The organism is Brevibacterium oceani (assembly GCF_017948325.1).
GTDB classification, from domain to species: domain Bacteria; phylum Actinomycetota; class Actinomycetes; order Actinomycetales; family Brevibacteriaceae; genus Brevibacterium; species Brevibacterium oceani.
In genome coordinates this window covers 4,021,866-4,040,335 of record NZ_CP072846.1, presented here as the reverse complement: position 1 = coordinate 4,040,335, position 18,470 = coordinate 4,021,866, and the positions used below count along the sequence as shown (strand labels likewise).

At 67.5% G+C, this 18,470-nt stretch carries 17 protein-coding genes; 16 read left to right on the top strand and 1 reads right to left on the bottom strand.

Annotated elements, in window-relative coordinates:
- The 15 genes from J9314_RS17920 (at window position 1) to J9314_RS17850 (ending at window position 15,892) form a co-directional block, all read left to right on the top strand.
- On the top strand, window positions 1-696 hold the full coding sequence (locus J9314_RS17920) for a sodium:proton antiporter (protein WP_246490772.1): 696 nt from the start codon (window positions 1-3) through the stop codon (window positions 694-696).
- On the top strand, window positions 693-2,273 hold the full coding sequence (locus tag J9314_RS17915) for a Na+/H+ antiporter subunit D (protein WP_210603649.1): 1,581 nt from the start codon (window positions 693-695) through the stop codon (window positions 2,271-2,273). Before J9314_RS17920 ends, J9314_RS17915 begins: the two co-directional genes overlap by 4 nt.
- Window positions 2,273-2,899, top strand: a complete 627-nt coding sequence (locus J9314_RS17910) for a Na+/H+ antiporter subunit E (protein ID WP_210603648.1) — start codon at window positions 2,273-2,275, stop codon at window positions 2,897-2,899. The genes J9314_RS17915 and J9314_RS17910 overlap by 1 nt, the downstream gene beginning before the upstream one ends.
- Window positions 2,896-3,615 carry a monovalent cation/H+ antiporter complex subunit F gene (locus J9314_RS17905; protein WP_210603647.1) on the top strand — a complete coding sequence of 240 codons (720 nt, stop codon included), beginning with the start codon at window positions 2,896-2,898 and terminating at the stop codon, window positions 3,613-3,615. The genes J9314_RS17910 and J9314_RS17905 overlap by 4 nt, the downstream gene beginning before the upstream one ends.
- Entirely contained in the window at window positions 3,605-4,000 is a 396-nt protein-coding gene (gene mnhG, locus J9314_RS17900) for a monovalent cation/H(+) antiporter subunit G (protein ID WP_181275116.1), read from the top strand. The genes J9314_RS17905 and mnhG overlap by 11 nt, the downstream gene beginning before the upstream one ends.
- The gene (locus tag J9314_RS17895) at window positions 3,990-4,742 is read left to right on the top strand and encodes a response regulator transcription factor (RefSeq protein ID WP_210603646.1); all 753 of its coding nucleotides are present in this window, start codon (window positions 3,990-3,992) and stop codon (window positions 4,740-4,742) included. The genes mnhG and J9314_RS17895 overlap by 11 nt, the downstream gene beginning before the upstream one ends.
- Complete coding sequence (locus J9314_RS17890) at window positions 4,739-6,478, top strand: sensor histidine kinase (protein ID WP_210603645.1); 1,740 nt, start codon at window positions 4,739-4,741, stop codon at window positions 6,476-6,478. Before J9314_RS17895 ends, J9314_RS17890 begins: the two co-directional genes overlap by 4 nt.
- Complete coding sequence (locus tag J9314_RS17885; RefSeq protein WP_246490490.1) at window positions 6,475-7,281, top strand: hypothetical protein; 807 nt, start codon at window positions 6,475-6,477, stop codon at window positions 7,279-7,281. The genes J9314_RS17890 and J9314_RS17885 overlap by 4 nt, the downstream gene beginning before the upstream one ends.
- A 25-nt stretch (window positions 7,282-7,306) precedes the next feature.
- Window positions 7,307-9,322: a S9 family peptidase gene (locus J9314_RS17880; protein ID WP_210603644.1), complete on the top strand. Its 2,016-nt coding sequence runs from the start codon at window positions 7,307-7,309 to the stop codon at window positions 9,320-9,322.
- Window positions 9,323-9,465: 143 nt separating this feature from the next.
- Window positions 9,466-10,395 carry an SIS domain-containing protein gene (locus J9314_RS17875; RefSeq protein ID WP_210603643.1) on the top strand — a complete coding sequence of 310 codons (930 nt, stop codon included), beginning with the start codon at window positions 9,466-9,468 and terminating at the stop codon, window positions 10,393-10,395.
- The gene (locus J9314_RS17870; protein WP_210603642.1) at window positions 10,392-11,477 is read left to right on the top strand and encodes an ROK family protein; all 1,086 of its coding nucleotides are present in this window, start codon (window positions 10,392-10,394) and stop codon (window positions 11,475-11,477) included. The genes J9314_RS17875 and J9314_RS17870 overlap by 4 nt, the downstream gene beginning before the upstream one ends.
- Window positions 11,474-12,793, top strand: coding sequence for a 1-phosphofructokinase family hexose kinase (locus J9314_RS17865; RefSeq protein ID WP_210603641.1), 1,320 nt, complete (start codon window positions 11,474-11,476; stop codon window positions 12,791-12,793). The genes J9314_RS17870 and J9314_RS17865 overlap by 4 nt, the downstream gene beginning before the upstream one ends.
- Before the next feature lie 4 nt (window positions 12,794-12,797).
- Window positions 12,798-13,760 (top strand): class II fructose-bisphosphate aldolase, encoded by a 963-nt coding sequence (locus J9314_RS17860; RefSeq protein WP_210603640.1) that lies wholly within the window; start codon window positions 12,798-12,800, stop codon window positions 13,758-13,760.
- Window positions 13,761-13,802: 42 nt separating this feature from the next.
- Entirely contained in the window at window positions 13,803-14,594 is a 792-nt protein-coding gene (locus tag J9314_RS17855; RefSeq protein WP_181275108.1) for a DeoR/GlpR family DNA-binding transcription regulator, read from the top strand.
- Window positions 14,591-15,892, top strand: coding sequence for an N-acetylglucosamine-6-phosphate deacetylase (locus tag J9314_RS17850; protein ID WP_210603639.1), 1,302 nt, complete (start codon window positions 14,591-14,593; stop codon window positions 15,890-15,892). The genes J9314_RS17855 and J9314_RS17850 overlap by 4 nt, the downstream gene beginning before the upstream one ends.
- Before the next feature lie 179 nt (window positions 15,893-16,071).
- Here the strand turns inward: J9314_RS17850 and J9314_RS17845 are convergent, their stop codons facing one another.
- Window positions 16,072-17,691 carry an HNH endonuclease signature motif containing protein gene (locus J9314_RS17845; RefSeq protein WP_246490489.1) on the bottom strand — a complete coding sequence of 540 codons (1,620 nt, stop codon included), beginning with the start codon at window positions 17,689-17,691 and terminating at the stop codon, window positions 16,072-16,074.
- A gap of 242 nt (window positions 17,692-17,933) precedes the next feature.
- On the opposite strand from J9314_RS17845, the gene J9314_RS17840 reads away from it, so the two are divergent.
- Window positions 17,934-18,404: an isochorismatase family protein gene (locus J9314_RS17840; RefSeq protein ID WP_181275105.1), complete on the top strand. Its 471-nt coding sequence runs from the start codon at window positions 17,934-17,936 to the stop codon at window positions 18,402-18,404.
- The last annotated feature ends 66 nt before the right edge of the window (window positions 18,405-18,470 follow it).

Below are 18,470 nucleotides of genomic sequence, written 5' to 3'. Positions count from 1 at the left end.
ATGCCCTTCGTCATGGTCCTGGCCATGGGCGTCCTCTTCGCCGCCGGCATCTACCTCATGCTCGAGCGGTCGCTGACCCGTGTCCTGCTCGGCTTCATCCTGCTCGGCAACGGCGCGAATCTGCTCATCATCCTCACCGCCGGCCGCGGTTCGGTGCCGCTGACCGACGGGAAGAACCTGTCGACGGAGGGCATGTCCGACCCGCTGCCGCAGGCCCTCATCCTCACCGCAATCGTCATCACCTTCGCCGTGACCGCGTTCCTGCTGGCGATGATCTACCGTTCCTGGAGGCTCATGCGCGCCGATTCGCTGCAGGACGACGACGCCGACCTCCAGGTCGCGATCACCAAGGTCATCGACTCCGAGGCGGAGGCGAGCACCGACTACGACGACACCGAGTTCGGTGACGAGGCGGAGTCCCCGATCAGGGGTGCCGTCGACCTCGACGACGACGGCACCCCCGATGAGAGGGAAGAGATCGCCGGGGAGATCGACGATGCTCCGAACCCGGCCCAGGCCGATGCCATCGCCGAGGCGGTCGTGGACTCCCAGACGGACGCGCACAGTGCGAACGAGGCCGAGGCCGCCGAGGAAGCGAAGGACGCCAAGGAAGCGACGGATGCCGAGGTAGCGACGGACACCGAGGAAGCGAAGGACACCAACGACGCCAAGGGCACGAAGGGGGATGACGCATGATCGATCTCCTGCCCGTCCTCATTCCGCTGCCGGTTCTGCTGCCGCTCATCGGCGCCGGCATCACGCTCGTCCTGTCCAAGTACACGAAGGCGCAGAACGTCGTGTCGATCGCGATCCTCTTGGCGGTCATGGTCATCGCCACGGTCGTGCTCTTCGGCGTCGACGCTCACGGGCCGCAGGTCGTGGCCATCGGCGGGTGGGAGCCGCCGGCGGGCATCGTGCTCGTGGCGGACAGGCTCTCCGCGCTCATGCTCATCGTCTCCTCGCTGGTGACTCTGTGCGTGCTCGTCTACGCTCTGAGCCAGGACGCGAACGACGACTCGAACGAGACCCCGATCTCCGTGTTCAACCCCAGCTATCTGGTGCTGTGCGCGGGCATCGCGAACTCCTTCCTCGCCGGCGACCTGTTCAACCTCTACGTCGGCTTCGAGATGTTCCTCGTCGCCTCGTATGTTCTGCTCACCCTCGGTGCGACGGCCGAACGGATCCGGGCGGGCGTGACCTACGTGATCATCTCTCTCGTGTCCTCGGTCATCTTCCTCACCGCGATCGGCATCATCTACGCCGCGACCGGCACGGTGAACATGGCGCAGCTGTCCGAGCGGATCTCCGACCTGCCCGCCGATGTGCAGATGATCCTCCACGTGCTGCTGCTGCTCGGCTTCGGCATCAAGGCCGCGATCTTCCCGCTCTCGTTCTGGCTGCCCGACTCGTACCCGACGGCTCCGGCCCCGGTCACCGCGGTGTTCGCGGGACTGCTGACGAAGGTCGGCATCTACGCGATCATCCGGACCGAGACGCTGCTGTTCGCCGATTCCTCCCTGCGGGTGCCGCTGCTCATCGCGGCGGGACTGACGATGCTCGTGGGCATCCTCGGTGCGATCGCGCAGTCGGAGATCAAGAGGATCGTGTCCTTCACCCTCGTCTCCCACATCGGCTACATGCTCTTCGGTGTGGCTCTGGGCACGAGCGTGGGCCTGTCCGCGGCGATCTACTACACGCTCCACCACATCATCGTCCAGACCGCACTGTTCCTGGCCATCGGGCTCGTGGAGATGCGCGGCGGGTCCACCTCGACGCGGTCGTTGGGCGGACTCATGGTGCTCTCTCCAGTACTGACGATCATGTTCTTCGTCCCGGCCCTCAATCTCTCCGGCATTCCGCCGTTCTCCGGCTTCATCGGCAAGGTCGCGCTGTTCCTCGCCGGCTTCGACGACCACGCGTGGCTGCCGACGGTCCTCATCGTCGCAGGCGCCCTGACGAGCCTGCTCACCCTCTACGTCATCGGCCGTACCTTCAACCTCGCCTTCTGGCGCGACCCCGCCGACGTCGAGGAGCCGAATGCGGACCTCGTCGACGAGTTCGCCGACCGGAAGAAGACGCTGCTGGCCGGGAAGAAGTGGAAGTCTCAGATCGGCGTGCCCCCTGCCATGGTGGTGGCCACCTCGGTGATCGTCATCGCCTCCATCGTGCTCACGGTCGCGGCCGAACCGCTGTGGGGGATGGCGGAACGGGCGGCCGAGAATCTGCAGACCCCGCTCGACTACGTCTCCAACGTGCTCGGAGATGAGAGCTGATGAGTCCGAGACGATCGACGCGCCTGAGCCGTCCCGCCGGCCCGACCCGACCGCGGATGAGCCGCGGCAGAGGGTTCGTCCAGCAGCTCGTGCTGCTCATCTCCCTCATCCTGCTGTGGCTGATGCTGTGGGATTCGGTCACGGCGATCACCGTGGTCTCGGGCATCGTGGTCGCGTTCCTCGTCACCCGCGTCTTCTACCTGCCGCCGGTGGTGCTCTCCGGCCGGTTCAATGTCTGGCATGCGCTGGTCTTCGGCCTGTGGTTCATCTACTCGGTGCTCTACGCCTCGATCGAGGTCGCGTGGTACGCGTTCCGGCCCCGCGCCGTCGGTGCCGGTTCGGTCGTCGCCTGCGATCTGCGCACGAGCTCGGATCTCGTGCTCACGCTCATCGCCGACACCGCCAGCCTCATCCCCGGGTCGATCATCATCGACAGTGATCGGTCGATGGGCATCCTCTACCTGCACTTCCTCGACTGCGATTCGGAGGAGAAGGTGCGCAGGGCCAAGGCGCAGGTCTATCACATCGAGGAGCTGCTCATCCGCACGCTCGGTTCGCATCGTGACCTCGCCGCGCTGCGGTCGCGTCCGGATCCGCTCGGCGAGACCGCGGGAGGATCAGAATGAGTCAGATCGTCCTCGACATCCTCATCGTCGCCGGTTCGCTGCTCTTGGCCGCCTCGGTGGTCCTCGCGCTCTATCGCATCGTCCGCGGGCCCTCGATCCTCGATCGCATGATCGGCACCGACGTGGTGCTGGCCTCGATCATGTGCGGTCTCGGCGGGTACATGGCGCTGTCTGACCGCACGGACCTGCTGCCGGTGCTCATCGTGCTCGCGATGCTCGGATTCGTCGGGTCCGTGAGCGTGTCCCGGTACGTCTCGAAGTCCGATTCGATGACTCCCGGCGCCGAGGCGGGTGCGCTGTCCGATTTCTCCAGCACCGATTGGCACATGCCGCGGGACGCCCGCGATGAGACACCGTCGGATGCCGGTGAGCAGGGGCCCGGTGAGCGGGACTCCGCTGCGGACGGTGAGTCTGCGCAGGGTGAGGACACCACCGCCGAGGCGGGGGCGCGGTCCGCATCGTCGCAGGCCGCGGGTCCGGTGACCGATGAGGTCACCGAGATCGAGGACCCGACCTACGACCCCCACGCCGACGTCGACGGGGAGGGCGAGGGCACGGGACCCGATCCCGGTCCCGATGATGCCGAGCACATGAGCCGGGGCTCGACGGACGCCGGCGGGGCCTCGACGGGCACTGGCGAGACCCCGACGGACACGGACAAGGCTCCGACGGACACGGACGAGACCTCCGGGGAAGGGCAGAACAATGGTTCTTGACATCATCTCGGCAGTGCTCATCCTCCTCGGCGCGGTCCTGTCCTTGGCCGCCGCGGTCGGACTCGTCCGCTTCGGGGATCTGCTCTCCCGCATGCACGCGAGTGCGAAACCGCAGGTCCTGGGCCTGACGCTCGTGTGTGTCGGGGTCGCGATCCAGTTCCCGACATGGGCGACGGTGACGACGCTGGCGATCATCATCTCCTTCCAGCTGGTGACGATCCCCGTCGCCACGCATATGGTCGGCCGCGCCGGCTATCGCACCAAGCACCTGCGTCGTTCTATGCTGTACCGAGACGAACTCGCCGAGGCGGTCGATCGTGCTGAGGCCCGAGAGCTTGCTTGGGAACGCCAGAGAGGAACCGGACCAGACCACCATGACGACTGACAATCACAGCGAGCCCCAACCACTCGTCTTAGTCGCCGATGATGAGCCCGACGTCCTCGGGGCGGTGGTGCCGTTCCTCGAACGCTCAGGCTTCCGGGTCCTGCCGGCCAGCGACGGACTGCTGGCTCTCGATGAGATCCACCGGCACAGACCCGATGTCTGCGTGCTCGACGTGCTCATGCCCGGAGCCGACGGCCGACAGGTGCTCAGGCGTCTGCGGCAGGAGGAGAACTGGGTTCCGGTGCTGCTGCTGACTCAGGTCGGGGAGGGCGTCGAGCGGGCGATGGCGCTCGAGGAAGGCGCCGACGACTACCTCAACAAACCCTTCGACCCGCATGAGCTCGTCGCTCGCATCCGCGCGGTGCTCAGACGTACCCGCAATGACGGACCCCCTCTGGCGACGGCTCCTGTGCTCGTGTCGAGCTTCGGGCTGCGCGTCGACCGCGTCGGCCGGCGGGCGTGGCTGGGGCAGCGCGAACTCGTCATCACGCCGAAGGGCTTCACTCTGCTCGAGTACCTCATGGTGCACAAGGAGGAGCTCATCGAACGCTCCCGACTGCTCGAGGTCCTGTGGGGCTTCGAGGAGGCCGTGGGCACTCGCGCCGTCGACTCCCGAGTCGCAGAGCTGCGACGGGTGCTCGGCGAGGATGCCGCCGAACCGCGGTGGATTGCCACCGTGCAGGGCCGTGGATACCGCTTCGTCGGTGAGGTCCGCGGAGAGGACGGCCAGAGGCACGTATGACGAATTTCCTCGTTGTCGAGATCCAGGTCTGGCTGTTCCTGCTCCTGATCGTCCTCGTGCTCGCCGGTCTCGCCGTCGGCGCATGGTTCGCATGGCGTTCTCTGCAGAAGCGGGAGGCGGCGCTGCGGGAGTCCATCGAGACCGCGGCCGCCGAGGACTCGATGACGAAGCGGAATCGCATGCTCATTCGTCTCGACCACGAGCTGAAGAACCCGCTCACGGCGCTGCGCACCTCGGCGGCGAGCATCCGCGAGGTCGTCCGCGACGGGGGAACCCTGTCGGAGGTGGAGCCGGCCGCCAAGCAGGTCGACGTGTCCTCGCGGCGGGTGGCGCGTCTGCTCGCCGATCTGCGCAAGCTCGCCGATGTCGAGACCCGCATCATCGAATACGCCCGCGTCGACCTCGACGCGCTCATCCATCAGGCCGTCGAGGACGCCTCGACCGCGCCCGGCGCCGAGGATCGGATGATCGTGGCCACGGTCGCTCGGGCGCCGTGGCGGCTGCCGGACGTCGCCGGTGAAGAGGACCTGCTGCTCACCGCGATCCTCAATCTTCTGGGCAATGCGCTCAAGTATTCGTCGCAGGCCGAGGTCGTCGAGCTGCGGGCCAACGAACAGATCATCGACGGCCACCGGTGGGTCGTCGTCGAGGTGGCCGATACGGGAAGCGGAATCCCTCTGGCCGAGCAGGAGGGCGTCTGGGACGAACTCTCCCGCGGCTCGCGGGTACGCGCCGTCGCCGGTTCGGGAATGGGGCTGTCGTTGGTGCGGGCGATCGTCACCCGCCATGGTGGGTCAGTGCAGCTGTTCAGCCAGGAGGGTGTCGGCACCTCGGTGCGCATGGTCCTGCCGGTACTCGCCGATGCCGCGCCGGTGACCGTGCCGCAGATGTCCGAGCACATGGACCGGGTGGCCGCCGGATCGCATGCTGTGCAGCCGGTGCAGCAGGCGGATGCGCAGCAGGCACCCGGGTTCCTGCCGCCGCGCCAGCCGAACCAGGACGAACTCGACGGGCGGATCCTCGGCACGCCGAGGCGGACGTCGAAGCGTCGTCTCGAACGCATCGACGGGGCGCTGGTCAATCGCACCACGGGCGAGTCCGTCTCCGGCGGTCTGCCGCCGGACTCCGGCCAGCATTCGCAGTTCAAGCCGCCGCGCGGCGGTCCGGGCGGCGGGCAGAACCCGCAGCCCGTCCAGCCGAACAACGGTGCGCCGAACAACGGTCAGCAGCCACCGATCGGCAGCCAGCCGAATTCGGGACCACAGCAGCCCTTTGGCAGTCAGCCCGGCATCAGCCAGCCGAACAACGGACAGCAGCCACCGGGCGGCAGCCAGCCGGGCGGCAGCCAGCCGGGCGGGCAGGGCTATGGCCAGCCGATTCCCGGGGCCCAACAGCCCTATGGCGGGCAGCCGAACGGCGGCCCCCAGAATTTCGGGCAGCAGCCTCAGTACGGCAGTCAGCCGCAGCCCTACACCGGCCAGCCGAACTCCGGCCCACAGCAGCCCTCCGGGGGGCCGCCGAACTCCAGCCCACAGCGGCCCTCCGGGGGTCAGCCGAACTCCGGCCCGCAGAACGTCGGGCAGTCCACGCCGTTCGGCAACAACGCGCAGCCGAACTCCGGCTCTCAGCCGCCACACCCCGGCGCCGCCCCGACTACCGCACCGAACACCCCGCCGCAGCAGCCAGGTCCGGAAGAGGGGTTCCCGAAGCGGCGAGATCAGGGTGAGCAGCGGTGATCCCTCTGCGTCCGAAGAACACCGTCGGTGTCCCGAAGCGCACATTCGGATCGGGCCGCGCGACCGCCTCGGAGAATGCCGGCACCCCGAAACGAACGACCGGGGCCGGCCCCTCAGCAGGAACGCGGCGTGCCGCGGCCGCCGGAGCCCTCGCGCTGACCGTCCTCCTCAGCGGATGCTCGGTCCTGCAGATCCGCACCGAGGACACGTCATCGGGCCCCGTCAGGGTCGGCGTGCAGAAGACCGCCGGCTCCGAACCCACGAGCGAACCCACCGAGGGCGGGATTCCCGAGGGGATGAAGAAGGAGACGGTCACCCTCGGCGGCACCTGTCCCGTGGAGGTCTCCTTCGCGCTCGGAGACGATTGGACAGGCAGCACCGGCAGCACGGACCAGTTCCATATCTACTCTCGCTCCGACGGCTCGACGAGTTCAGACGTCTTCATGATCAGCTGCAACGACGAATACAGCGACAGCGCGCAGGAAGTCGTCGACCAGAAGAGAAAGTTCAGCTTTTCGAAGCAGGACTCTCAGGTCCTGGCCGAGAGGACCGGTTCGCTCAGCGCCGGTGAGTACTGGAGCTATCAGGCGGTACTCGGTGCCACCGAGATCCTTGCCATCGATCAGCAGCCCACCATGGCCTACGGTGTCCAGACGGGGTACAAGATCAATGGGCGCCTCGTCAGTCTCTCCATCGAGATGCGCACCCTGAAGTCGAACACCGAAGCGGACGAAGAGTTCAGGAAGATCCTGCCGACGGTGAGCATCGACGGCGAGAAGGTCCCCGCCCCCAGCTTCCGTTAGTCGACCGGCGAATTAGGATGGGACGATGACGACCCACGACGCTGTGACCAGACTCCTCGACGCCCGCCGCCTGCAAGGTCTCCTGACGAACCAGAACGGCCGCGTCATCGCCAGTTACTCATTCCTCGACTCCGAAGGCAGCACCTCCCTCACCCACCTCGCCGACATCGGCGGCGAAGAGGCCCGCCGCCTCACTCGCGGTGCCCAGTCGATCGGGCCGGCCGCGCTGAGCGACGACGGGACGATCGTCTTCGCCTCGAAGCGGAAGGGCGAGGACGGCAAAGACGCCGAGAGCCCGAGCCTCTGGGCGCTGCCGGACACCGGCGAGGCCCGCAAACTCGCCGACCACGAGGGCGGATTCTCTCGTATCGAGATCAAGGGCGAGACCCTCATCGTCGACTTCCCCGTCCACACCTGGGCCGCCGATGAGTCCGACCACCAGGAATTCAGCACCGAACGCAGCGAGGCGAAGGTCAGCGGCATCCTCCACACCGGATTCCCCGTCCGCCGGTGGGACCACGACCTGGGACCGGGCCGACAGACCTTGGCCGTGGCGAAGCTCGACCAGTCCGGCGCCGACTTCCCCGAGGTCACCGACGAACTGAGCGTTCCTGCCGGCCTCGACTTCCGCTACCTGTCGCTGCCGAGCGGACGGCTCGTCGACTGGGCCGTCGACGACGAAGCACGGTTCGTCCTGGTCGAACTGGAGAAGCCGATCCCCGGCCAGCTCGAAGCCAGCGAGATCTGGCGCGTCGACCTCGAAGGCGAACCCGAACTGCACCGGCTGACGAAACCGTCCGCCGACCACGGGTTCGGCATCGAAGCCATCAGCCCCGACGGGACGAAAGCTCTGGTCAGCCGCCAACAGTTCTGGACTCCTCGGGCCAACCTCGCAGTCGAGCTCATGGTCCTCGATCTCGAAACGGCCGAGCTGGAACCGGTGTGGCCCGACGCAGACTTCTGGTTCTCCCCCATCTGGGTCGATGATTCGACGATCGTGGCCACGGCCGACGATCACGGACGCGGCAGCGTCTTCATCGGCGGACTCGACGATGCCGAGCCGAAGCGCCTCGTCGGAGGCATCGACCAGAAGTATGCGTTCTCGGGACTCGCACTGCGCGGGGACACGGTCGTGGCGACCGCCTCGGCGATCGATGTCGCGCCCCTGCCGGTCTCGATCGACCTCGAGACCGGCGTCATCAGCGAACTCGCGAACCCGGCGACCGTCCTCGACGAGGAGGGAACCCTCACCGAGGTGGAGGTCCGCGCCGAGGACGGAACCCCGATCCGTGCATGGCTGGTCCTGCCCGAGGGGGAGGGGCCGCACCCGCTCGTCGTCTTCGCCCACGGCGGACCCTGGGGGTCGTGGAACGCGTGGACCTACCGGTGGAATCCCGGTCCCTTCGCCGCTGCCGGCTATGCCGTGCTGCTGCCGGATCCGGCGATCTCGACCGGGTACGGCCAGGCGATGATCGACCGCGGTCAGCAGCAGCTGGGCGGCACTCCCTTCACCGACATCATGACGCTCACCGAGGCGGCCGGGCAGCGGGCCGACATCGACGATGAGCGCATCGCCCTGGCCGGCGGTTCGTACGGCGGGTACATGGCGAACTGGGTCGCGGGACATACGGGCAGCAGGTTCAAATGCATCGTCACCCATGCCTCCCTGTGGAACACCACCTCGATGGGCCGGACCACGGACAACTCGTCCTGGGACCAGGCGATGCGCGAGCAGGCGGCGGAATACTCTCCGCACCTCTTCGCCGGCGAGATCGAAGTCCCCATGCTCGTCATCCACGGAGACAAGGACTATCGGGTGCCGATCGGGCAGGGGCAGGAGCTGTGGCTGGATCTGCTGACGCAGGCGAAGACCCCGCTCGACGCCGACGGAGACACGCAGCACCGGTACCTCTACTACCCGGATGAGGGGCACTGGATCCTCGGCCGCGGCAATGCCGAGGTCTGGTACCGCACTGTGCTGGCCTTCCTCGATGCGCATGTGCTCGGGATCGAGGCGAACCGTGTCCGCACCCTGGGCTGAGCATCAGCATGATCGGAATCAGTGCTGAACGGTCATGGGAATGATCGACTTGCCGACAGATCGCACAGATTATCTATCGCTGAAGCGGGAAATATGTCATTATTGTGATTGATTAGTGAAAGTTTCGATCAGGAGTGTGATTGATGTCCGAGCTCGGCCGGTTCATGGAAGCGGAGCTGCGCAGTCAGCCCGACATCTGGCAGCGCGTCCTCGAGACGCCGGCGGCAACCTCGGCGCTGCCGCAGGACGGGGAACGGATCGCAGTCATCGGCTGCGGCACCTCGTGGTTCGGGGCGCAGGTCTTCGCGTCCCTGCGTGAGAGCCTCGGCAAGGGGGAGACGGACGCCTTCACGGCCAGCGAATTCCCCACCGGGCGCCGCTATGACCGCATCGTCGCGATCTCCCGGTCCGGCACCACCACCGAGGTGGCGGCCGCACTCGAGCAGCTCGCCGGTTCGACGCCGGTGACCTCCGTGCTCGGGGTCGCGGACTCTCCGATCGGGGAAGCCTCGAGCCATGTCGTCGGGCTCGACTTCGCCGATGAGCGCTCGGTCGTCCAGACCCGCTTCGGCACCTCGGCGATCGTGGCGATGCGGTCGTGGCTCGGCCAGGATGCTGAGCTCGAGGCGGCCATCGCGGATGCCCGGACCGTGCTCGATGGAATCGACGCCGACTTCACGACGGCCGATGAGACGCTCATCGACGACGGGCTCCTCACCGCCGAGCAGTACAGCTTCCTCGGGATGGGGTGGACCTGGGGGTTGGCGAACGAGGCGGCGCTCAAGCTGCGCGAATCCGCTCAGGCCTGGACGGAGTCCTATTCGTCCATGGAGTATCGGCACGGACCGATTGCGATCGCCGCTCCGGGGCGAGTGAGCTGGCAGTTCGGCCGAGCGCCGGAGGGACTCGCGGCTCAGGTCGAGGCCACCGGAGCTCGCTTCGAACAGGCCGACCGGGATCCTCTGGCCGATCTCGTCCGTCTCCACGCAGTGGCGCTCATGCGCGCTCGCCGCCTCGGCGTCGACCCGGACAATCCCCGATCGCTGACCCGCTCGGTCGTCCTCGAGGGATGACAACCCGCACCGAGATCATGAACGTGGCCGGAGCCCTCAGTCTCGGTACCGGCCCCATTGCCCTGGCCGTCGACGTCGGCGGTACGGGGCTCAAGGCGGGGCTGTTCGACTCGGACGGCGCCCTCGTCGATGCCCGCACCGCATCCACGCCTGCAGCCGCCTCGGCGGGGGTCGCACCTGAGCCTGCCATCGCTGGGACCGCTCCCGTGCCTGACCCGGAGGGGACTGCCGGTGCTCGCGCCCCGGAGGGGACTGCCGGTGGGCGCGCCCCGGAAGAGGCGGTCGTCGAGGCGGTCGCGGCACTGCGCGATGACCTCGCGGAAGCGCACCCCGAACTGACGGTCGCGACGGCAGCCGTGGTCGTGCCGGGCATCGTCGAGGAGGCCACGGGAACCGCGGTGTACTCGGCGAACCTCGGCTGGCGGAATGTACCCATGGCGGATCTGCTCGCTCGGTCGCTCGGCTGTGAGGTCGTCTTCGGCCATGATGTGCGCGCGGCCGGTCGGGCGGAGTTCGAGTTCGCGGCATCGATGCCCGCCGATGCCGCACTCGTCACCATCGGCACGGGCATCGCCGGTGCCATGCAGGTCGAGGGCCGGATGGTCTCGTCCGGGGGATATGCCGGTGAGCTCGGCTTCCTCGAGGTCGCTGTCGACATCGCCGAAGGGCGGTTCAAGGGGCCCGTGGAGCTCATCGCTTCGGCGGCCGCGATCGCCCGTCGGTACGCGGAGCGCAGCGGTCGGGATGCCGGCGGGGCGCGTGAGGTGCTCGAGGCGATGCGCTCGGGCGACGCGGTCGCTGCTGAGGTGTTCGCCGAGGCGGCCGATGCCCTGGGCGCCATGTGTGCCCAGCTCGTGACGATCACCGCTCCGTCGGCGATCGTCCTCGGGGGAGGTCTGAGCGGTGCCGCTGAACTCATTCCCGCAGTGACCGCCGCGATGCGCACTCGGCTGAGGTTCCACCGCGAACCGGAGATCCGCACGGCCGGGCTCGGTCCGGTCGCCGGACTCATCGGCGCCGGCCTGCTCACCAGGGCCGGCCTGCTCACCAGGGCCGGTCAACTCACCAGGGAACGACGATGACCGGCGGGGCGGCGGATGTGTCCGGTGCCGGCCGCGACGGCAACCGGTACGAGCGTGAGTGCGGCTCGATGGCCGGCGGTGAGACGAGCCGTGCACCGCAAGTCGTCACCCTCACGCTCAGCCCTGCTCGCGACCTCACCATCGATGTGGAGGCGATCGATCTCGGCACCTCGCATCGGGTCGCGCAGGCCGGCGGCCGTCTCGGCGGGAAAGGGATCAACGTCGCGCGAGTCCTCGCCGCGCTCGATCGGTCCGTCTATGTGCAGGGTCCGGTGAATACCACGGACTGGCCGGAGGCCGCCGGCCCGACCTACGACTTGGTGTGGGACCTGACGCCGACTCCGGCGCGACTGCGCCGCAGCTACGCACTCGTCGAGTCCTCCGGTCGCGCCACCCTGTTCAACGAACGCGCCTCCGAACACCCGGTCGAGTTGTGGGAGCAGATCGAAGAGAAGCTGCGCTCACGACTCGTCGAACCGCAGGTGAGGGCGCTGGCGATCTCGGGTTCGACTCCCGTGGATCTGCCGGAGGGGTTCGTCGATCGTATCGTCGCCGATGCGCATGCCTCCGGGGTCTCCGTCGTCGTCGACACCTCGGGGCCGGCACTGATCACAGCGGCGAAGGCCGGAGCCGACTGGCTCAAACCCAACACTGAGGAACTCGCCGAACTCGCCGCAGCCGACGCAACGCCCACGGGCAGCGACCAGACGCGCGTGGGTGCACGGCCGGAGGACGACGTCGTCGACGTCGGTTCTGCGGGCATGGCTACGGACTTCCAGGTCAGGGGCGCCAGTGCCCTCATCGCGGCGGGGGCGGGAGCCGTGCTTGCCTCTCGAGGTGAAGCGGGGCTCGTGCTCATCGACCGGACGGGGCTGCGGTCGGCGGCGAAACTCGACCAGCCGGTGCAGGGGAATCCGACGGGTGCCGGCGACGCCGTGGTGGCGGCACTGCTCAGCCGCCTGGCCGAGGGCACTGGCTCACAGTCGCGGGAAGCCACTTGCACCGACGATTCTGCGGCGTCTCGGGCCGCCGACGCGAGCCTCGACGATTCAGCCGTGAGCCTCAACAGCGCTGACGCGAGCCTCACCGATGTCGAGGTCGAGTCCATCCTCACCGACGCTGTCGCGATCTCGGCCTCCGCGGTGCTCATGCCCCAAGCCGGTGCGATCCACGGGAGCTGGAGGGCTCTGCGCGATCGCGTGCAGATCATGGCACCCGCCGAGCCGACTTCGTCGGCCCCAGAGGAGCGCCAAGCACCGACCACCCACCCCGCACCCGCCGGCCACCCCTCACCTACCGACAATCCCGGAGAATGAGACCATGACGAAAGCCGCCACGATCGACCTTCTGCACGATGGCGTCACCCCTCTGCCGACCTCGGCTTCCGCCGCCGCGCCACCGGCGCTCGCCGGTCCCTCTGCGGTCGGTGCCTTCAATGTCATCCACATCGAATCCGCCGAAGGGATCGCCGCCGGCGCGGAAGCGGCAGGTCTCCCGACGATCATGCAGATCTCCGAGAACTGCGTGAAGTACCACGGCCGGCTGGCCCCGATCGCCCGCGCAACACTGAGCATCGCTGAGTCCGCAAACGCCCCGATCGCCGTGCACCTCGACCACGCCACGGATCCCGAACTCGTCGCCGAGGCAATCGACCTCGGCTTCGACTCCGTGATGTACGACGGCGCCCACCTCGACTTCGATGCGAATGTCGCCACCACCGCCGAGGTGGTCCGCCGCGCCCATGCCGGTGGAGTCGCCGTCGAGGCCGAACTCGGCGAGATCGGCGGCAAGGACGGCGCCCATGCGCCCGGGGTGCGCACCGACCCGAGCGAGGCCGCGGACTTCGTGGCCGCGACCGGCGTCGACGCGCTCGCCGTCGCCGTCGGCAGCTCCCATGCGATGGTGGAGCGCACCAGCCGCCTCGACCTCGACCTCATCGCGGTCCTCGCAGAGACACTGCCCGTGCCCCTGGTTCTGCACGGTTCCTCCGGGGTCCCCGATGACGAGATCGGTCGCGCTGTCGCCGCCGGGATGCGCAAGATCAACATCTCCACCCACCTCAACAGGGTCTTCACCGAACGGCTGCGCGGAATCCTCGACACCGACCCGGCGCTCGTGGACTCCCGAAAGTACCTCGGCCCGGCCCGGGAGGCCTTCGCCGCCGAGGTGGCCCGTCTCATCACCCTCCTGTCCGGCGGTGGCGTTGCCGGACCCGCGGGCGGGGCTGCCGGAGGAGCCGACGATCAGGTGCGCCGTTCGCCGAGCGGTGGGACCGGAGCATGAGCCGCGCTTGCCAAACTCCGGCCCACGACGGAAAGTTGGCCTATGAGCACGCGTGAAGATCGACTCGACGCGATCCTGTCGAAACTCGACCACGAGGGCACGGTCGGGGTCGAGGCCCTCAGCCACGAACTCGAGGTCTCCGTGGCCACGATCCGCCGCGATCTCGACCTGCTCGAGCAGCGCCGCCTCGTCGAACGCACTCACGGCGGGGCCACCCGCCGTTCCGTCGACTACGAACTGTCCCTGCGCTACAAGGAAGCCGCCGCCACCGAAGCCAAGGCCGCGATCGCACGAGCCGCCGTCGACCGCATCACCCCCGGATCGATCGTCGGCCTGTCGGGCGGCACCACGACGTTCATGGTCGCCGATGCGCTCAGCCAGCGTGATGACCTGCTCGCCGACCTGACGATCGTCACGAACGCCGTCGACATCGCCAACAAGCTCGCCATTCATCCGAATCTCAAGGTCATCGTCTGCGGTGGGGTCATCAACACCTCGAGCTTCGAACTCGTCGGCTCCTTCGTCGACAGTGTGCTGCGCAGCATCTGGCTCGACGTCGCGTTCGTCGGCGTCCACGCCATGTCCGCCGCCTCGGGCGGAATGACCGCCAATGAGGACGAAGCGTACGTCAACAGGCTGATGGCCGAACGCGCTGACCATGCCGTCGTCGTCGCGGACTCCTCGAAGTACGGGCGGAAGGCCTTCGCCACCGTCGGGGGCACCGACGTGTTTGAGGCGATCATCACCGATGACCACCTCGGCGATGATGACCGAGAGGAACTCACCGCAGCCGGTTATGACGTCGAACTCGCACCGCTGGGTGAGAGCCGATGATCCTGCCAGGACAGCGTACGGACGCACCGATCGAGGCGGGACCCGAGAGTCGTGTGCACATCCCCGCTGAAGCGGGAATCAAAGGTCGTGCGGACGCCCCCGCCGAGGTGGTCATCCACGATGCGCACATCCTCGACGGTGCGGTCGAGCCCTCCACCGGCGCACCCGCGGACACATGGATCGCGTTCGGTCGGGGAACGATCATCGATCGCGGCCGCGGGGACGGCTGGAAGGACGCGGCCGCCTCGGCGGGGGTCGAGGTCATCGACGCGGCGGGCGGATACGTGTCCCCGGCCTTCGTCGACATCCACTGCCATGGTGCCGGTGGCGCGGCCGCCGAGCACGGCGCCGACGGGATCGAGACGATCCTCGCCGTCCACCGCGAGCACGGCACCCGCGCGCTCGCGCTGTCGTATGTCTCGGACACGATCGACGGGCTCTGCCGGTCGCTGAGCAGCGGCGCCGAACTCGCGCGCAGCCACCCGGGTGTCCTCGGCCTGCACGCCGAAGGCCCGTTCCTGTCCCCGGATTTCAAGGGCGCGCACGCTCCCGAGGTGCTCACCGCGCCCACTCCTGAGGCGGTCGAGGCGATTCTCGAGGCCGCCGATGGGACGCTCGCGCAGATCACCATCGCCCCCGAACTGCCTGGAGCGCTCGATGCGATCACCCGGTTCGCCGAGGCGGGGGTGCGGGTCGCCATCGGGCACACGGCAGCGGACTACGCGCTGACAGCGGCGGGGTTCGAGGCGGGCGCGAGCATACTCACGCACGCATTCAACGCTATGCCCGGAATCCATCATCGGGCGCCGGGGCCGATCCTGGCCGCGGCCGAGAACGAGCACGTCACGCTCGAACTCATCAACGACGGCGTCCACGTCGTCAGCCCGGTCGCGCGCATGCTGCACGAGATGGTGCCTGATCGCATCGCGCTCATCACCGATGCGATGGCGGCGACAGGGATGAGCGACGGCGAGTACATGCTCGGTTCGCTGCCTGTGGTCGTCGAGGATTCCGTGGCCAGGCTCGTGACCGCGGACGGATCGGTCGGGTCGATCGCCGGGTCCACCTTGACGATGGACGGGGCCGTCAGGCGCGCCGTCGCCGAGGTGGGGCTGAGCCCCAGCGAGGCCGTGCGGGCCGCGAGCCTCGTGCCGCTGCGGGCGTTGGGAGTGTCGCTCGCAGAGGGCAGCACCGAACTCCTCGCGTCCGGTTCCGCGCTTCTCATACCGGGGATGCCGGCGGACCTTCTGCTCTTGGAGACGGACATGCGCATCCGGCGATCCTGGTACAGCGACTGAATAGAAACGGTCGGGAACGGGCTGATTGCGCCCGAGGGCGGCGCGATGCGAGCGGGGTGCGGCTCGAAGCAGCCAAGTGGGGCCCGGAGCAGCCAAGTGGAGCCCGAGTGCGCGGCTGGCGCCTGGCACTGCGGAGGGCGTTTCGGGCACAGCTGTCTCCTGGAAACGTGGTGCCGGGGCTAATCGTCGAAGAGCGTGTCGACGATGTCGTCCGCGATGAAGCGGGGGTGCAGGATCGGTGTGCGGGCAGGGTCTACCGTGGCTGGAGGTTTCCATGCCGGTCGACCGTCGCGGAGCATGAGGGTGTCCCACTCGCTGCGGTCGAGCAGGTGGTGGTGATAGGAACACGTGAGCGCGAGATTGTTGATGTCAGTCCTGCCTCCCGCGCTGTGGGGGACGACATGGTTGGCGTCGCACCATCCGGGCGGCGCATCACATCCGGGGAACGTACAGCCTCTGTCACGGGCGGTGATGACGGCGATCTGCTTGCGGTTGGCGAACCGCTGCTCAGTAGCGACCTGCACGGTCTTCGCAGTATCGCTCATGAGATGGAAGAACACCGACCCGTTGAGGCCGTTGGTCGCGAGCTCCCTGATGGGGACGGGGTTTTCGGCGCCGGTCGTCGCAGTGCCCTTTCCCTTCGCGAGGTCCTCGGCCTTGGCTGTGATGACCAAGGCGTAGGGAGCGCCCGCGGTGGTGCGCTGTTTGTCGATCGTGGAGACGAGACCGGCGAACCGTTCGTAGATCCACTCGCGCACGGACGGCTGCTCGCCGCTCGTGTCGATGATGCTGCCGTCGGTGCGGACACCGATCCCGGGTGTGTCGGCTGCGGGGCGCTCGCCTGAAGCATTGCGCAGCTCCGGGGTGGGCACCTTCACCGCGTCGTGGCGCTCGCCGGAGAGGACGGCGTCGACGATGTCGAGCAGCTCGTCGTCGGACTCGGCGGGAGTCTGTGTTTCGTCTGTTGCGGTTGTCGTTGCCTCGGCCGCCTCTTTGGCGGCCTGGATGCGTGAGGTCAGCAGACCGTTGAGCGTGCCGCCGGCGACCGGATCGAGCAGGCCGGAAAGTTCCCAGTCGCCGTTGGTGCGAGCCTTGAGATTCACGCAGTACTTCGACCGGTCGGTGGGTTCGAGAGGTTCGCTGCCGTCGGGGTCGATGTGGCCCATGAGGCGATCGAAGATCGCCCGCAGGTCTTTCAGACGCACCTTGGGGGCGTTGGTGACCAATCGATTCTCAATGTCCGTGCGGACTGTCTGGTCGGCCCATGCCGGGACCTTCTTCAGGCAGCTCTCGATGACGGTCGCTTGACCGGCAGAGATCGTTCCGGCGTGGAGCGCCTCGGCGACGAGAGGGTAGAGGGGCGGGAGAGCCTGACCGGTGAAGTCGACCCGGCCGCCGAGGTTCTTGGCCATCTCGGTGCGCCGGTGAGCTTCGGCTCCGCTGAGGTTGAGGCGATTCTCGATGAGGGCTTTGGTGGACTTCGCTCCGTACTCGCTGGGAGTGCCGACCCGCTCGCAGACCGCGAGCGCAAGAGTGGAGAGAGCATCGTTGATGCGGCTGAGTGCTTCGACACCGTCGACGAGCATGATCGCCTGGTCGGGTCCCATCGGGCGATCGAAGCTGCGCAGCCCGTCCTTGAGGCCCATCAGATGGGTGATCGCCTCGGTGACCTCGGGTGCAAAGCGCGTCAGATCTGCCCACTCCTCATCGGCGAGCAGGGGATGTCCGCTGCTCTGAGGAGCCTTGTGGGCACCGCGATCCGCGGCGTCCTCGGCTTTGTCTTCGGGTGTGAGAGTCATCTTCAGCGATCCATTCACCAACGTCGTTGTTGTAATGCCAATCATAGTCGTACATATAAATAAAAGCAATAGTATATTCGAAAAAATTAACGCGAATAAAAGCAGATTCGAGTCTGTTCGATAAATGTACCAAGGAGTCTTGATCGTAAATGGACGCGGCCGGGTACGGCCCGAGCACGGCCCAGCCCGAGGCCGGCGCAGCCCGCTTCGCCTGAATCCGCACGTCGTGGCACGATTGGGGTATGGATGCCCTGCTCCTCATCGACACCGACGACGCCAGCTACCCCAGCGATGACGCCATGGAGACCCTCGGCGACATCGTCACCCGCACGCGAGCCGTAGGCGGGGTGCTCATCTTCGCATCGACGAAAGAGGACCTCGCGGACACTCCGGACGAGGAGCTGAGCATCTTCGTACCCGACGAGGAGGACCTCGTCCTCCGCTCGGACAACCCCGATATCTTCGAGGGAGTGAGCGACCTCGCAGCAGGACTCCACGACATGGCTGTCGATCGCATCGTCATCGCCGGCGGCGACGACGCTCCCGGTGCCGTCTACGCCTCGGCGATGGCCGCTCTCGTGTGCAACTTCGACGTCATCGTGCTCTCCGACTCCACCACCGGTCCCAAGGGTGAACTCGTTGACTGGATGCCCGCCGCCGAGGAAGCCGGGGCCATGGTCAAGAAGACCGCCGACACCTGGCTGCGGATGTAAGCCTGTCGCATACCTATCACTGCTCCGGCGATGAGTGGCTCCACTGACTTCTACTCTGAGTAGAAT

Bases quoted from the DNA above. Each gene is read 5' to 3' on its own strand.
- J9314_RS17845 (WP_246490489.1), bottom strand. From the start codon at position 17,691: ATGACTCTCACACCCGAAGACAAAGCCGAGGACGCCGCGGATCGCGGT.
- mnhG (WP_181275116.1), top strand. From the start codon at position 3,605: ATGGTTCTTGACATCATCTCGGCAGTGCTCATCCTCCTCGGCGCGGTC.
- J9314_RS17860 (WP_210603640.1), top strand. From the start codon at position 12,798: ATGACGAAAGCCGCCACGATCGACCTTCTGCACGATGGCGTCACCCCT.
- J9314_RS17890 (WP_210603645.1), top strand. From the start codon at position 4,739: ATGACGAATTTCCTCGTTGTCGAGATCCAGGTCTGGCTGTTCCTGCTC.
- J9314_RS17915 (WP_210603649.1), top strand. From the start codon at position 693: ATGATCGATCTCCTGCCCGTCCTCATTCCGCTGCCGGTTCTGCTGCCG.
- J9314_RS17905 (WP_210603647.1), top strand. From the start codon at position 2,896: ATGAGTCAGATCGTCCTCGACATCCTCATCGTCGCCGGTTCGCTGCTC.
- J9314_RS17870 (WP_210603642.1), top strand. From the start codon at position 10,392: ATGACAACCCGCACCGAGATCATGAACGTGGCCGGAGCCCTCAGTCTC.
- J9314_RS17840 (WP_181275105.1), top strand. From the start codon at position 17,934: ATGGATGCCCTGCTCCTCATCGACACCGACGACGCCAGCTACCCCAGC.
- J9314_RS17920 (WP_246490772.1), top strand. From the start codon at position 1: ATGCCCTTCGTCATGGTCCTGGCCATGGGCGTCCTCTTCGCCGCCGGC.
- J9314_RS17865 (WP_210603641.1), top strand. From the start codon at position 11,474: ATGACCGGCGGGGCGGCGGATGTGTCCGGTGCCGGCCGCGACGGCAAC.
- J9314_RS17880 (WP_210603644.1), top strand. From the start codon at position 7,307: ATGACGACCCACGACGCTGTGACCAGACTCCTCGACGCCCGCCGCCTG.
- J9314_RS17910 (WP_210603648.1), top strand. From the start codon at position 2,273: ATGAGTCCGAGACGATCGACGCGCCTGAGCCGTCCCGCCGGCCCGACC.
- J9314_RS17875 (WP_210603643.1), top strand. From the start codon at position 9,466: ATGTCCGAGCTCGGCCGGTTCATGGAAGCGGAGCTGCGCAGTCAGCCC.
- J9314_RS17855 (WP_181275108.1), top strand. From the start codon at position 13,803: ATGAGCACGCGTGAAGATCGACTCGACGCGATCCTGTCGAAACTCGAC.
- J9314_RS17850 (WP_210603639.1), top strand. From the start codon at position 14,591: ATGATCCTGCCAGGACAGCGTACGGACGCACCGATCGAGGCGGGACCC.
- J9314_RS17895 (WP_210603646.1), top strand. From the start codon at position 3,990: ATGACGACTGACAATCACAGCGAGCCCCAACCACTCGTCTTAGTCGCC.